General features: G+C 67.2%; 13 protein-coding genes and 1 tRNA gene. 7 read left to right on the top strand and 7 right to left on the bottom strand.

The window, feature by feature from the left end; translation table 11 throughout:
- Nucleotides 1–16: 16 nt before the first annotated feature.
- Nucleotides 17–1,405, bottom strand: a complete 1,389-nt coding sequence (locus EDF50_RS13540) for an MFS transporter (protein WP_123520046.1) — start codon at nucleotides 1,403–1,405, stop codon at nucleotides 17–19.
- Between the two features lie 8 nt (nucleotides 1,406–1,413).
- The gene (locus EDF50_RS13535; RefSeq protein ID WP_158612727.1) at nucleotides 1,414–2,001 is read right to left on the bottom strand and encodes a helix-turn-helix domain-containing protein; all 588 of its coding nucleotides are present in this window, start codon (nucleotides 1,999–2,001) and stop codon (nucleotides 1,414–1,416) included.
- A gap of 195 nt (nucleotides 2,002–2,196) precedes the next feature.
- Between EDF50_RS13535 and EDF50_RS13530 the strand changes: the two genes are divergently transcribed.
- Nucleotides 2,197–2,487, top strand: a complete 291-nt coding sequence (locus EDF50_RS13530; RefSeq protein ID WP_123520044.1) for a hypothetical protein — start codon at nucleotides 2,197–2,199, stop codon at nucleotides 2,485–2,487.
- 88 nt (nucleotides 2,488–2,575) lie between these two features.
- Nucleotides 2,576–2,648: transfer RNA gene (locus EDF50_RS13525), tRNA-Arg, on the top strand.
- A 264-nt stretch (nucleotides 2,649–2,912) separates the two neighbouring features.
- Here EDF50_RS13525 and EDF50_RS13520 read toward each other — a convergent pair.
- The 3 genes from EDF50_RS13520 to EDF50_RS13510 form a co-directional block, all read right to left on the bottom strand.
- Nucleotides 2,913–4,055 carry a UvrD-helicase domain-containing protein gene (locus tag EDF50_RS13520; RefSeq protein WP_123520043.1) on the bottom strand — a complete coding sequence of 381 codons (1,143 nt, stop codon included), beginning with the start codon at nucleotides 4,053–4,055 and terminating at the stop codon, nucleotides 2,913–2,915.
- Nucleotides 4,045–5,664, bottom strand: coding sequence for an ATP-dependent endonuclease (locus EDF50_RS13515; RefSeq protein WP_123520042.1), 1,620 nt, complete (start codon nucleotides 5,662–5,664; stop codon nucleotides 4,045–4,047). The genes EDF50_RS13520 and EDF50_RS13515 overlap by 11 nt, the downstream gene beginning before the upstream one ends.
- A gap of 243 nt (nucleotides 5,665–5,907) precedes the next feature.
- Nucleotides 5,908–7,092, bottom strand: coding sequence for a site-specific integrase (locus tag EDF50_RS13510; protein WP_158612726.1), 1,185 nt, complete (start codon nucleotides 7,090–7,092; stop codon nucleotides 5,908–5,910).
- A gap of 407 nt (nucleotides 7,093–7,499) precedes the next feature.
- Between EDF50_RS13510 and EDF50_RS13500 the strand changes: the two genes are divergently transcribed.
- On the top strand, nucleotides 7,500–7,946 hold the full coding sequence (locus EDF50_RS13500) for a hypothetical protein (protein ID WP_123520039.1): 447 nt from the start codon (nucleotides 7,500–7,502) through the stop codon (nucleotides 7,944–7,946).
- A 19-nt stretch (nucleotides 7,947–7,965) separates the two neighbouring features.
- On the opposite strand, the gene EDF50_RS13495 is transcribed toward EDF50_RS13500, so the two are convergent.
- Nucleotides 7,966–8,238: a hypothetical protein gene (locus tag EDF50_RS13495; protein ID WP_123520038.1), complete on the bottom strand. Its 273-nt coding sequence runs from the start codon at nucleotides 8,236–8,238 to the stop codon at nucleotides 7,966–7,968.
- Between the two features lie 490 nt (nucleotides 8,239–8,728).
- Between EDF50_RS13495 and EDF50_RS13490 the strand changes: the two genes are divergently transcribed.
- The 4 genes from EDF50_RS13490 (at nucleotide 8,729) to EDF50_RS13475 (ending at nucleotide 13,613) form a co-directional block, all read left to right on the top strand.
- A complete protein-coding gene (locus tag EDF50_RS13490) occupies nucleotides 8,729–12,043 on the top strand; it encodes a hypothetical protein (protein ID WP_123520037.1) in 3,315 nt (1,104 codons plus the stop codon).
- A 225-nt stretch (nucleotides 12,044–12,268) separates the two neighbouring features.
- A complete protein-coding gene (locus tag EDF50_RS13485) occupies nucleotides 12,269–12,955 on the top strand; it encodes a sigma-70 family RNA polymerase sigma factor (protein ID WP_123520036.1) in 687 nt (228 codons plus the stop codon).
- A gap of 95 nt (nucleotides 12,956–13,050) precedes the next feature.
- Nucleotides 13,051–13,269 carry a hypothetical protein gene (locus tag EDF50_RS13480; protein WP_123520035.1) on the top strand — a complete coding sequence of 73 codons (219 nt, stop codon included), beginning with the start codon at nucleotides 13,051–13,053 and terminating at the stop codon, nucleotides 13,267–13,269.
- 128 nt (nucleotides 13,270–13,397) lie between these two features.
- Entirely contained in the window at nucleotides 13,398–13,613 is a 216-nt protein-coding gene (locus tag EDF50_RS13475; RefSeq protein ID WP_123520034.1) for a hypothetical protein, read from the top strand.
- Nucleotides 13,614–13,879: 266 nt separating this feature from the next.
- Here EDF50_RS13475 and EDF50_RS13470 read toward each other — a convergent pair whose 3' ends face one another.
- Nucleotides 13,880–14,371, bottom strand: coding sequence for a hypothetical protein (locus EDF50_RS13470; protein WP_148076842.1), 492 nt, complete (start codon nucleotides 14,369–14,371; stop codon nucleotides 13,880–13,882).
- Nucleotides 14,372–14,648 lie beyond the last annotated feature (277 nt).

The raw sequence follows: 14,648 nt of genomic DNA, 5'->3' as shown, positions 1-14,648 counted from the left end.
CCGGGGTCGGCCGGACTCACAGCGAGGGTGCAGGTGGCCGGTCGTCGAGGGGCCGTGGACGCTCCATCAGCCGCCAGTCGCCGCCGGTGAGCGGGGCGAGCGTGACGGTCGTGTAGACCGCGGCGACGATGCCGAACGCGACCGCCAGCCCGATCGTGTCGGCGGCGACGCCGCCGAGCAGGGCGCCGAACGGGATGCCGGCCCAGGCTCCCGCGTTGACGAGCCCGAAGACCCGCCCACGGAGGTGCTCGGGGGTGCGTTCGAGCTGCACCGTGCCGAGGATGGGGTTGAGGGCTCCGGCGGCCAGTCCCGAGAGCGCCGTCGCGGCGACCAGCGCCGGCAGTGGTGCCCCGAGGGCGAACGCGAGGCTCGAGGGTCCGCCGGCGAGGGTGAAGCAGACCGCGAAGGTGACGCGCCGCGGCACCCGGTGCGCGACGAAGCCGAAGGCCACGTTGCCGGCGAGGGCGCACCCGCCCATGGTGGCGACGAGCAGCCCCAATGCGGCCGCGCCTCCCAGTCGGTCGTTCGCGTAGAGCGGCAGCAGGGTGGACCCGCGGGCGGCGTCGAGCAGGTTCGTGACCAGCACGAGCGCGACGATCAGTCGCATCAGCGGATCGCTCACGACGAACCGGGCGCCCTCGGCCAGGTCGGCCAGGTAGGAGGCGCGGGCAGGCTCGGCATCGTCGCTCGGCTCTGTCGGGTGGTCGTCTCTCGGATTCGGTGATCCGGTACGTACCGGATCGGGCGCGGGGACGAGCGCCCTGGTCAGAGCGGCCGAGACGGCGAAGGTGGCGGCGTTCACGAACAGGGACGCGACCGGACCGACGGCGGCGACGAGCAGCCCTGCGATCGAGGCTCCGATCATCTTGGCGAAGCGCTCGGACCCGTCGAGCAGGCCGACGCTGCGTTCGATCCGCACCCCGGCCCGCTCGGTCAGCCCGGGCAGCATCACCCGGCGCGCCGTCTGCCCCGGGGTGTCGAGCAGCCCGCCGACGAAGACGAGCGCGAGCAGGGCCCAGAACGGCAACCCGACGGTGAGGGCGAGCACGGGCATCGCGAGGACGGAGGCGCCGCTCACCAGGTCGGCGACGATCGCCGCCCGCCGGTGCCCGACCCGGTCGACGACGACGCCGCCGAGCGGGCCGCCGATGATCACCGGTGCCGTCGCGAAGGCCGCCGCGAGCCCGACCTCGGCCCCCGATCCGCCGAGGCCCAGGACGTAGAAGGGCACCGCGAACGCCGTCACGACGTTGCCGGTCTGCGAGATCGCGTGGGCCGCGACCAGGGACGACAGGGCGACGCGGTCGGTGCGGCCTGGGCGCCCGTCGCGGGGCCGGTCGGTGCGGGCGAGGTGAGGGGCGCTGTCGATGCCCCGCGCCTCCTCGGCTCGTCTGCTCTCGCTCATGACGGGCCTCAGGGGCGGCGGTAGGCCTGGTAGACCAGCGCGACCGGCTCGGCGCCGTCGTCGGCCGCCGGGTCGTGAGCGGCGCTGGCGTCGAGCCAGCGGTCGACGACGGCCTCGAGGTCGCCGCGCAGGGCGGCGAGCTCGGTGGCGGTGAGGCGGAGGCTGCGGTCGCCGCTGGCACCGGCCTCGACCCACTCGCGGGGCAGGGTGGGCGTCGCGTCGACGTACTCGCCGAAGCGCGCGGCGTAGGCCTGGCCGATCGACTTCTGCAGGGCGGACGACGCGGCGAGGCGGTCGGGGTCGTCGAGCAGTTCGGCGGGCTCCCAACTGGTGAGCTGCGCGGTGGCCTGCCACCAGCGCTCGCGTCGGTCGGCCGTCCGCGGCTCGGCCGGGCCGATCAGGTCGATCGAGGCGAGCTTCGACAGGTGGTAGCTGATCGTGCCCGGGGCCTCGTCGACGGCATCGCCGAGCTGGGCGGCCGTCTGCGCGCCGCGTTCGCGCAGCAACCCCAGGAGGCGCAATCGCGTCGGGTGGGCGAGCACGCGCATCGAGGCGGCGTCGGTGAGGGTGCTGCGGGAGGTCTCGCGCGGGGTCATGCGGTCGACCCTAGATGCGCAAGAGATGTTGCGCAAGAGATGTTGTGGAGTCGCGGGCTCGTGCGACCGGCTCATGCCGGGCCGCGCGTCGGTCCGTCGAGCCGTGAGTGTGGTGGGTGTCGTGGGCGGACGGCGGGTCCGCGGCGCAAGCTCGAACCACGACGGCCGGACAGCCCGGCACGCAGGAGGAACCCGATGACGAAGACCCCGGACGACCCGCACGGCACCGACGAGACCGAACTCGAGCGCAGCGGCAACAGCAGCGGCGAAGGGCACGGCGACCACACCGTCGGCGAGCGGGACGACCGTCCCGTCGAGATCACCAGCGAGAACCACCCCGACGGCGACACCGGATCGCGCACGCTCGACGACGGACCGGCCGACGACGCCGGCCCCACCCGCCGGCCCGGCCAGGCCGAGGCCGGCCAGGTCGACGAGCTGATCGGCGACTACAAGGGCGACGGCGAAGGCAAGCACACCTACTGACGACACCCGAGGAGGCGCGGGTCGGCCTCGATTCGCGCCCCGCGCCTCCCTCGTGTAGTGTTTCCTCTGGCCAATCGGCCAGCGAAACGCGCCTGTAGCTCAACGGATAGAGCATCTGACTACGGATCAGAAGGTTGGGGGTTCGAGTCCCTCCAGGCGCACAGAACACAAGGAAGGGCCCGGTCGGAGACCGGGCCTTTTGCTTTTCTGCCAGCCACTCGTTGAAAACTCCACTTATACGCTTCTCCTGCATTCTCGACTTGCCAGAGTGCTCAGCCGCACGGCCGGCCGGGCCGGACACGCATGCTCAAGACGATGCCACTGCGTGGAGTGGCGCCGATATCCAGTCGGACTGCTTGCGTCGACCTGCGGGCCGCGACACCCACGCATCTTCGCGGTGGTCAACCGATCTGTTTCCGAGGCGCTCATTCGGACGCAGTGACTACGGCTGTGGCGACATGTTCTGGCGAGTCTGGCTCGGCGGGAGCACTTGTCGCCGCCCAGTATGGATGCACGCACTCGCCTGGCCTGTCCAGAACGAACGCGACACTTTGCTCAGCACGGGTCACACCGACGTAGAGCTTTGCAGCGGCTAAGTCCTCGAGCGGTTCACCCTTCTGCAGCAACTTCCGCATCTTCTCCGTCGGAAAAATCAGTATCCGTTGCCGGGTTAGGCCCTTCGAAGTGCCGAACGTGAGGAAGTCGATGTGGTCAAACGCTTTCGCTGACTTGCTGTCCCAGCGCAGCGGCTGCGGAGCGAACTCCGTCATGTAGGAGTCGACGTCTTCGGTGCGCACCAGGAACAAGCCATCATGATCGGTGCGCCGGGTGTTCCGCGATACCGTCCGTTCGAAGCCCCACGTGTCCGGAAAGAGGTCGTCGGCAAACGCAGCGACTTCGGGATGGCACCGCCACGTTTCGTGCCGTTGCGTGATGGTCAATTGGTTCTTGCGTTCCTGTTCTTGAAACCAGCGCCAAACGTTCATGTTCTTGAACTGCTTGTGCTTGCGTTCTTCGGGACTAGTTGAGATCACGGCCTGCCGAACATCGCCGACCATTGTCAGCGGGACGGTGCCTCCGAGCAGTAAGTCCAGCACTTCTAGGTCGTACCCGCCGAGGTCCTGTACCTCGTCGATGTAGATGTGGTCGTACAACGCTTCCAACCGGCGCAGCGGCAGGGCATGAGCACGCTGCAGTAGCAGCACCGCCAGGTTCGCAAGATGAACACGGCGCGCAGAACCGGTGGACGTGAAGTAGCGGCGGCGCTCCTCCCTACCTACGTACTGCTGGTATGGACTGTCATTGTCCATGCCAGTGACGCGTTGCCCAGGGAACATGAAGGGCATGTATGGGCGAACGACATTGAGTAGTAGGAACATGAACCAGCCGGAGACATCGACGGTTGCAGCGGGTCGGGCCGCGGCCAACCGGCGCCGTAGTTCCAACTGGTTGTTCACGGTGTAGGTGACTACGAGTATCCGGCTCCCCGCTGGCGCGTCAGCGCAGGCGTCGACAATGCCTTGCGTCTTACGCGACCCGGCGACCGCAAGGACGAGCTCACCGCTCATTGATGAACTCCATCGCCTCGACGAAGTACGACGGTGCCGTCAGCGTCACTGCAGAGTCTGCGATCCGCAACGCTGCTTCGGTCTTGTTGTTGCCCATCCACTTTTGGATGTCGACATGAGCTGCTTTTGCGAGAACCTCGCGGAGCGTGTCGACGTCGTTCACGTGCAGGATCTGCGGCTCCAATGTTGTGCCGTGTCCGACGGTGCCGAAGAGCAGCCGCCGGTCGTCACTGATTAGGTCGCCCAGCCCAGCGACGACAAGGTCCAGATCCGTCTGCTCGCGGTCGTCGTTGTCGCTGAGGATCACGCACCGTTTACCGGCGAGTGCAGCTAGCTGCAAGAAACGCTTCTGTGACAAGCCGCGCATCGAGAACACGTCAATGCCGTCATCGATGGGGCGATGACCATACTGGTCGGAGTAGAACCGGTCGAAGAGCAGCTCATCCGAGGGCCCTTCAACGAGGGCGAGCCGATCGGCAAGAACGAGGCGGAGTGTGTCAAAACCGGGCAACTTCCGGAAGTAGCCGACGGTGTCGGCCGGCAGCGCGCCGAACGGTTGCACGGTGCCATCGGACACCAGCCGGAGTCGATCAATCCCGAGTCGGTTCAGCACGAACGAACTATGGGTAGTGACGAATACCTGCTGATCTGCATGGGAGAGCGTGTCAATGCGGTCAAGCAGCACGTTCAAGTTGGCGTGCGACAAGTGGTTCTCAGGTTCCTCAATCATCACCGCGGCGGCAGCTTCCGCGTGGCGGCGCATCGCGAGAACGATCTTCGCCACCGCCTGCTGCCCCTGCCCGGCCAACGCGAACGGCACTTCGTCCACGTGGGGAACGACGCTGCTGTCCCACGACGTTCTTGAGGAGTGATCCATCGCCAGCGACACTCGACCACCGTCCAGGAGCTCGTCGCCGTCGGCGAGCTTTGTGTTCACGCCGGCGAGGTGATCCGTGGCGAGTGTTTCCTTGACTTGCCGGAAGGCTGCAGAGATGGTGATCTGCTCGTCCGCGCTGAGGTGCTCGCCGACGATCTGCCTCAGGTGGTAGTCGACGCCGGCACCGGATCGCACGGTGCGGGCGTCGATCATCGCGAGCCGCATCGCGCGAGGCCGCTGCGCGAGAACAACGTTCTGGAATGAGCTCCACTCAACCGTGTAGTAGTCCGTAGGCAGTAGCGCAGTCTTGGGGTCCTTGACGTACGCGTCGAACTCCGCCTGATACTCCTTGTTGAGTCGGACAACGAGCCGGACGCCTGGTGCGTGTCCAGTCGGTTGTAGTAGATCGTTCGCACCGACCAGTTCGGCGAATTCCGGCTTGGACCGCAACGTCACTTCAATGCTGATCGTCGGCGGTGCTGGATTTGCTCCGGCAGCCCGATCGGCGAAGAACTCGGCGACGACACCACGATTGAACCAATACGGGTGGAGCTCTTCGCTCGCTGGGCGGCCGTTGACGCGGCCCGTGACCGCGAGACTGATCGCTTCAAGCAGAGTGGACTTCCCCGACTGATTGTTCCCCACCAACACGTTGAACGTCGGATGCGGCTGAAAGTCCAGGTTGCGGAACTTTCGGAAACCGCGGATCTTGACTCGTTCGATCATGCTCATCCCCCAAGCAAGCGGCGTCACATCGGTCAGGACGCGTCATCGGCAGCCTCGCACAAGTCCCCGACACCACCAGACAGGGTCGCACGAAGACGTCCAGCAATTGGTTGCCGTATATCCAATCCGGCACCCGGGCAGCTGCTGCTACGAACGGTCAGTGGCACCAGTACTCACACGTAGGGCCATGTCTCCTGCTGGGCTGGCTCGAGTTGCTGAAGCCCAACAAGCAAGCTTGCTTCGCTGCTTCTACCGAGGTGCGAAAGCATCGAGGGTGGCTCGGACGTCGGCCTTGAGCTCGGCTCGCTCGACGTATGAGGCCTGGGTGATGACCGTGTTGGAGTGACCCAGGATGCTGCTGGCGGCGGCGAGACCCTCGTACTTGTCCACAGCCGTTGCGACGGTCTTGCGCAGGTCGTGGAGGACGAAGTGCTCGATGCCGGCATCGTCCAGAGCTTTCTTCAGTGCTCGATAGACGTTGCTGCGAGAAAGAGGCTTGCCCGACTTGGTACAGAAGACGAGGTCACTGTTCGGGTTTCGAGGCGCTTCTGCGAGCCGGGTACGCAGCCACTCCGGCACGCGGACGGCGCGCATGCTCGACTTCGTCTTCGTGCGTGGCTGTCGGTGCAGGCCCGTTCCGTTGTTCTGGTCGTTCCTCACCTCGACGGTCGTTCCGAGCACCCGCAGGGTCGGCTCTTCACCCTCAAGGTCGAGGTCGGTCCAGCGCAGAGCGAGCGCCTCGCCGATGCGCAGTCCTCCGCCGCCCAACATGGTGTCGATGATGAGGTCGACGGGCACGCTAGGCGTGGGGCCTCCACGCCCAGGTTCAGGTCGCATGTAGCGGGCGACCGCATCTCGGATGCTCTCAAGCTCGACGCCAGTGAGGGCAGTCGGGGTACTCGTCTTGGGCTTGATGGAATCCGTGGCTCGGGCTGGGTTGAAGGGGACGAACTGCTTCTTGTGCGCGTAGCCGAAGACGTTCATGAGCAGGCTGCGGAGAGAGCGCGCCTGAGAAATCTGCCCGCGTTCGACGAACTCCTGAAGGAAGTCGTCGAGCTGCACGATGTCGATGGCCGAGATGTCTTCGTCCCCGAAAGCTGGCTCTAAATGGAGCCGCAATAGGTCCTGGTATCGCACGAGACTCGACAGAGCCATGCCCTTCGAGCGTGCCGCCTTCAGCCATCGGTGTGCCACATAGGCGAAGGTTCGCCGATTGAGCGCACGCTTCGCCTCGTCCGCCGCCTGGCGCTCGTCCTCGGCACGCTTGAGACCCAACACCGCCTGTGCTTCGTTGTCCTCCTTGCGGGCCTCGAGCTTCAGCTTGAGGAGCCGTTTTGCCTCAGAAGGGGAGGAACCCTGCGCCGAGATTCGCCTCGTGGCCGTCTCGGAGTCCCGCATCGTGGCAGTCGCTGTCCATTTGCTCTTGGCCAGCATCTCCGTTCGGATGTGACCGTAGTGACCGACCTCGAGTGGCTTCCTGCCCATCAGCGCGTTCCCGAGTTGGTGGCGATGCAAGCGTCGACATCGGAGCGCCGGTAAAGGACGCGGCGCCCTACCGTGAATCCGACGGGACCGTAGCCAGGCTTGCCCTCGAGTCCCTTGAGGCGCCAAGACCGGACCGTCGAGAGGGTGACGTGGAATTCACGGGCGAGGTCGGCTGCGGTGAGGAGAGTCGTTGGCCGGGGGGCTTCGAGGATGGCGGGCATGGCTTCGTTCCTGGTCAGGTTCCGCCGGCGGGCGCCGGCTCGCCAGCACCATGCGCGGCAGGTCGCAACTCGTGGTCCAGCAGCGTTGCTACGGCTTTCCGGGGCGCCAGGCAGCTCGCCGCGCATGGCGCAAGCATGCAGAAGTCATTCCTCCATGCCAGTGGTCCTGGCTCTCGTGGTGAGGTTCTCACCGGTACGTCCGACCAGATCATCGAGGCGCTCATCGACCTGCACTTCGGTGAAGGCGTCGACCGTCCGACCGCGATGCGAGCGATCGCTGTCGTAGCTGCGACTGAGTTTCAGGCGGAATCGATGCAGCGGGCGACGACAGCTGGCACGTTCTCGCTTGACGGCTGCACGATGGCAGAGATCGACCGACTGACCAGAGACCGGACCATCACTGACCGGGATTCGGCTCCGTGGCTCCGCCGCGACGTACCGCTCGTTCTCGTCCACCCGGGCACCGAAGGGTGGCAGCCTCCCCGGGGCAATGTCATGACTCTTCAGCATCAGACGGCTTCTGGCTTGTTGTTGAGCCTCGCCCGCAGTGGCTACCTGCGGGTGGGCGCCATCTCGATCTAAGGTCTGGCGCCCACCTGGCTCAGCCGCGCGTGCTGGCCTGACGGCGCCGGGCTGCGCGCTCCGCTCGGGCAGCCTCCTCGCGGTCCGCCCTCCGGTCTGCCCGGATCCGGTTGATGCTCGTAGTTCCGAGTTCGAGACCGTTGCTGCTGAGGGTGAGCTGCAGGTCAGCGGCCGTGAGGTCGTCGTCGTCGAGGAGCCGGGCGAGGTTCTGGCGCGACACCGGGTCCAAGGTCCTGACGAACTCCTGGAACTTGCCGGCGTAGCGGGGGCGGCGGATGGGCTGTTCGAACATGCTGTTCTCTTCCTACGTGTTGCGCCCTCGATGGGGCGCAGGTGAGTCTCTTGCGGAGACGAGGGGCTTCTTCTCCCTCACCCATCAGATGGGTCACGATCGGGCAGAAGTTAAGCCGCCACTCGAGATTCCTTGGCTTGCATGAGATCAGGCCAGCGGTCCAGGGCTGGGACACGACTTGGCCAGCACCTGGGGCAGCGCCAAACCCCCGAGGATGCAGGCCTGTTAGCTCTTCTCTTCTCTCCAGACCAGCAGATCTAGAAGCAAGAGCCGGCTCCACGGTTCGCAGGTTCCTGCCCGCCAGCCGACGTTGTTCCGGTCACCTGCCCCAGGCCCTCGACAGCTGGCTGCCCACCCCCCGTCTGCCGTGTTGGGTTCGGCCCCCAGAGAAAGATGAGTCCGGCACTTAACTTTCCGTCGTTCCTGCCCCCTTTCCCCTGTGTGCCGCCGAGTGGCGGTGCCCCGGAGACGGGATCACAAGGGATCGACCATGGGGGAAACCACCACCGAGAGCATCGCTCTCGACCAGCAGGACTGGGCAGCGCAGCACGCTGCGATCTGGGGCAGTCACGAGTGGCCCACAGGCACGGTCATGAGCATCTGCAGCCAGGCCGTCGACAAGGTCACCGGCCGCAGGGGGGCCTTCCGAGGAATCGCGGCCGTCCCCATCAGTGACGCATCAGCTGCCTGGGACGTCCTGGCGACGGCCGCGAGCAAGGGCGACAACGTCTGGGTGGGAGTCGGGGGACTCCGCCCCAGCTTCGGGCCGGGACGGGGCAGGAAGGCCGACGTTGTCGCCTTGCCTGCGTTGTTCGTTGACATCGACTTCAACTCGGGCAGCCACTCCGCCGGCGACAGGAACCCGACGAAGGAACAGGCGCAGCGATGGATCGATGCTGCTCCGCCGGCAACCGTCAAGGTCTTCACCGGAGGCGGCGTCCACCTTTACTTCGTCCTCGACGACCTCCTCGACCCGCACACCCCCGACGGCGCCGCCCTGCTCGAGGCCCACAAGAAGTTCTGGATGCAGCTCGCAGGCGAGGACGTCCTCAACATCGACGCGGGAGTCCTGGCCGATGCCGCCCGCATCCTGCGCCCCGCCGGGACCTGGAACGCGAACCAGGGCCGGCGCACCCGGCTCGAGTTCGCGGACGGCCCCCGCTACTCCACGACCGAGCTTCTGACCCGCTATCCAGAGGCGTCACCGCTGAAACCCCGACGGACGAAGACCCGGGGCACTGAGCCGCTGCCCGCGGCGGCCGGTTCGACTCCCGGGACGTCCGAGCGTGTCGGTGACCGCTTCGCGCTGACCGTGCCAGTGAGCGTCTTCGCCGAAGCGGTCTTCGGTGCCGACGAGCGCCCCCAGAACGGACTGACGTTCCCCGGCCCCGACGGGGATCTCGGGCCGCTGGACTCAGCCCGCATCTACCGGGCCAGGAACGGTGAGCCGGAGCGGCTGACCATCTTCGACACCGCGATCCAGAGCGTCTTCGGGCTCAATGGGCAGAATCACTCCTGGTCGTCCTTCGACCTCCTCGCCCACGCCCTCGGCGGCCCCACGGGGTACCGGAGGGCTGCTCGCCTGGTCGCGGACGGCGAACGCGGCGGGACCTGGCCGCTGCCGTTCTTCACCAGCCTGCCCGCCGTGCTCGCCCCTGACGTGCTCCGCGCGTTCGGCATCACGCCAGCGCCGCAGACAGTCTCGCTGGCGCCAGCGCCAGTGACGCCCGTGGCGACCGTCACCGGGCCGCAGGCCGTTGTTCTGGCACCCGTGGGGGCGTGGGCTGACGACGCTGCCGAAGCCGCCGACGAGGCTGCGCTGCTGGACCTCCTCGGCCCGACCTCCACGTCGACCCCGGCCGCGGCGGAGGCGCCTCTGACCATCGCTCGTGCCGTGGCCGACCGTGTACCCGCCCGGTTCGAACTCGAGGACGGACTACGCGCCTACGTCTGGGACGACACCGCCTCAGGGGAGACCCGGCACGGCATCTACAAGACCGTCCGCTTCCAACTGCCCGACCTGACGCACGGGGAACGCCTCGAGCGCATCAGCAGCTGGGTCGCGTTCAAGAGCCGCAAGACCGAGCAGCTCACCGTCGACACACAGGGCCGGAAGGTCATCGCCGCCGAGGCCAAGGTCACCGTCACCCTCGCGAGGTCCGACGGACGGGTGCGCACCCAGGCGGGCTTCACCACTGCGGAAGCGCACTCCGCGAAGACAGTCGTCGACCGCCTCGACGTCGGCGTGAGCCTCCCCATCAGCACCGTCGCCCGCGAGCAAGTCGGCAACGCCCTGCGTGAGCTCGGCACCGACGGTGGCACCGACGTCGTCGAGGCCTACGGCACTCTCGGCTGGCTGAAGCCCGACGGCGGGGGATGGACCTACCTCGCGCCTGCCGGATCGGTCGACGCCCAGGGAACCGTCCCGGGCTTCACCGTCGGCAGCCCACCCCGAAGCGAAGAGGACTCCCTCCTCGAAGCGCAGCTCGCCTACGGCTTCCCCGACCTCCCCTCGGACGCCGCGGCCATCCGGACGGCGGCGTCGGTGATCCCGGCGTTCCTCGCCATCACGCCCACGAGCCACGCAGCGTTCGCGATGCTGGGCCTTGCCTTCGCTGCCCCGCTGGCGCTCTCGGAGCGGACCAGCGTGTTCCTGGTCAGCCCGCCGGACGCGGGCAAGACGCAGCTGCTCCGCGCCTTCCAGGCGTTCCTTACGGGCAACGCCTACCTCTCCTCGTGGACGGGTTCTTCCCTGCCGAGCGCTACTGCGCTCGGGGCCTCGATCACCGCCAAGTGGGCTCGGCACGCTGTCAGCATTCACGACGATTTCAGGGTCCCCCAGGACCGCCGGAAGGCCGACGTCGTCAACCTCGCCGTCGCGAACGTCGTCCAGGCCAGCTACGGAGGTGCCGGCTCCGGGGCCAAATCCACCGTCGACGGCGGACTCAAGACCGCCTCCGAAGCCGAGACCTGCGCCATCATCTCCGGGGAAGCCCTCCCCGGCGGGGGAGTCGGTGTCCTCTCCCGCATCCTGGCCATCGATCTCCCTCCGGGCGCCGTCGCGATGACGCCCCGAGACGCATCCCCCTTCGACACCTTCCGCGAGGCGCACCCGGCTGCTGCACAGGCGATCTACGGCGCCTACATCCGCTTCCTCGCCAGCCGCCTCGACGACGCCGGCACCCTCCGGCAGTTCCGGACCAGCAACGAGCGTCTCCGAACAGAGAACGCACCCAGGGCGGGCCGCTCCGCGAGCAACGCCTCCGTGATCGGTGCCGGCTGGGCGATGCTCCGCCTCTTCGCGGAGACCGCCGGCTTCGCTGACCTCATCCCCACCCAGGAGGACGTCGTCAAGGCGCTCGACGACCTCGCCGGGGCGAACGCAGCCCTCGTGCTGGAAGCGAACCCCGCGCAGGCCATCGTCAACGCCGCCCGCGACACCATCGCCTCGAAGACCGGTCACATCGCCCTGCACGACGGCAGCATGCCCACCGGCGAGGAAGCGACGCGCCTCGGATGGCAGTGGACGGCCCGCACCGCGACCGCCGGCGTCTACGAGCCCACCCGCTTCGAAGTCGGCGTGCTCTCCGAGGACCGCCAGTACGTCGTCCTCCGCAACCAGGCCGTCACAGACCTCAAGCGGCGAAACCTCGCCCTGGAAGGCCTCCCGATGGGGCAGCTCAACGCAGGCTTCCTCAGCCTCGTCAAGGACGGCACGACCCCGGGAGGCAAGGCCCCCCGCGCCATCGCGGGCGAGACCCGACCCCGCGGCTACGTCCTGCCCGCCAGCGCCTTCGACCTCTGACACCCAACCTGCCGCATGCCCAATCGGTAGGAGCACCCGCGTCCTACCGACGAAAGGAACACCTCATGACCTGTCACCTGAACTGGGGTCAGCCCCGTTCCCGACCTCCTCCGGGAACCGCCTTTTTCGCCTCATGTCTCTGTTGTGAACCTGCCACTCAAGCGACCGCCATCCGGCGCATCGTCCGGCCGGTTGAGCAAACGCTTACTCACCTCAGGACACACCGTGGCCATCACTTTCCTCCGCACCACCCGGGCGCTCACGCGCCAGCGCGAACTCGACCTCGCGCGCCGTATCGCCGCTGGTTCGAAGCAGGCGACCTTCGAGCTGGCCAACGCGGTCGGCCCTCTCGTCCTCGCACAGGCGGCCACCGTCTCGAGGACGCATCCGACCGTCGAGTGGGACGACCTCGTTGCCAGCGGTTGGCTCGGCGCCGCCAAGGCGGCGACAGCCTTCGCCCCGGACGCGTCCTCGGAAGCGTCAGAGGCACCCCAGTTCCCGGCCTACGCGGCCTCGTACGTGCGGGCCGAGATGATGCATGAGGTCCGCCTCTTCGTCTCGCAGGTCTCCATTCCCGAGCATGTCTTCAAGGGAAGAGGGGGCAAGAGCGAAGCCAGGACTGCGATGCAGCCGTGGCGGGAGGCGTTGTCCCTCGACGTCCTCGGCTGGGAACGAGAGCCAGCATCTCGTGACCGGGGCATGGCCCGGGCAGAGGTCGCCCTCGATGTGCACCGGGCCATCAACCAGCTGCCGGCCCCGCAACGCCACATCGTCCTCCAGGGCCTCGCGGACGTCGCCGGCAAAGACACGGCAGCGGAACTACGAGTCAGTTCCGCCCGAGTGTCTCAGCTGCGACGCGCAGCTCACGAGACCCTGCGCAACTCGCTGCGGGACCTCAGGACCGCGGCCTAAACAAACTGCGCTCTCTGCCCCACATCCACTCCAGGGGCCACCAACGGCCATCCACTTATCCCGGCGCACGCCCGTGCAAACAAGAAGGAACAACCATGAACACCCACCGCAAGACCTGCATCTACTGCGACGTCATCCTCGCCACCGTCGAGTACGACGACGAGCTCCGCGCCGCTGGCCTCCGCCCGCAGCTGGGAGGCGCCGAAGGCGACGAGGTCCGAGCAGCAGCCGTCACCATCGTCACCGCCCGGAGCTACAGGCACACCGACCACGACTACGAGACCTGCCGCTTCGCCGAGCTCATCGGCGAATGACCACCATGAGTACCCGCTCATGCGGCCCACCTGGCAAGTCCATGGCCGCACCTGCAGCCGCATCCCGACCAGTTCCAAGCACCTCATCCGTCGCAACGCACCACACCAACAACACCAAGGAGAACCACATGTCCCGCAACCGCATCGACCCGTCGTCCCTCATGACCCCGAACGAGATGGACGACTACGAGAGGTACCGCTGGGCGATCGTGGTCGAGGTGACCGGTACCGACGAGCTCACCCCCGAGCAGTTCGCAGACCACACCGACACCATGAACAGGGGCCGCGCGATCGAGCGCACGGTCGCTCGACGGCGCGCGCGCCAGACGCCGAAGATCCTGTAGATCGGTGAGGCAGGCCGGTTCAGCGCCATCTGCAAGCCAGCAGGTGGCAGAGAACCGGCCTGGGGGTCACCCATGCGCGAACTGCCCCGGGACCCGGCTGAAACTCATACGTCGACCGCACGCTGCGTGCTCGATCGGCAGCCGGATTCTCGCGGGTAGGGTCATGCTCTGCTGACCACCTCGGGGACGTGAGAAAGGCCCACGACGTGCCACGGCGACTTCGCCAGCCCTACTGCTCCCCTCAGGCCTCGCCTCTGTGCGCGGCATCAGGGAGCGGGCAGCTTGTAACCGTCCACTGGCCGCATCACGAAGCCCGCGGGTAGGCGTCCCCAGGTGAGCCACGAGAAGAACACGTCTACGCACGTCGCAGGGTCCAACAGCACGTTCGGGTCGGCAACCGAAGCGTGCGGCCAGACGTCACCCGCACGCGTAACGACAACCGGTTCGGCGGTCCGTGCGCCAGCCGGGGCGACGATCCCCACACCGCTGTCGAAGCCGACCTCGACGAGGAGCGGCGTGCGGCTGCCCCCGGTGCATTGCGCCCAGCGGTACGTGTCGCCGGGCTTTACGGCGGGCTCCACGAGGAGGAATCCGGCTCGCGCCGAACCGACAAGGTCGACGAGTCGACGCACGCCTGGCCATCGCGTGACGCCGTCTGAGGCCGGGAACCGCCATTCGACCTCAGTCTCCGCCGCCTCGCCGACAGCCACAAGCTCGAGGTCGCGGAGATTCGATTGAAAGGTGAGGTGCATCTCCATCCATGCGCGGCTAGTCATCTCCCGATTGGCTTGACACCAAGTGCTCATCGACGTTCGACGCTGAACTCCAGAAACGTCCCATGGCCTTCAGGGCCCTGAACTCGGAGACGTGGGTCCGTCCCACCGGGCTGCACGGATCTCAGTTCTCCCTCGGCGACCGCCGAATCCAGGCTCGTGAAGCACTGCCGGCGCTTGTGCTTCTGGGCCTGCAGGGGATGGCAGCGGTCGACTTGAGGCGCTCTTTCTCAGGTCCTGTGCCGAGGACGGTGGCTATCCG

It is taken from the genome of Frigoribacterium sp. PhB24, from assembly GCF_003755185.1.
Classification (GTDB): Bacteria; Actinomycetota; Actinomycetes; order Actinomycetales; family Microbacteriaceae; genus Frigoribacterium.
This window is presented reverse-complemented; position numbering and strand designations above follow the sequence as displayed.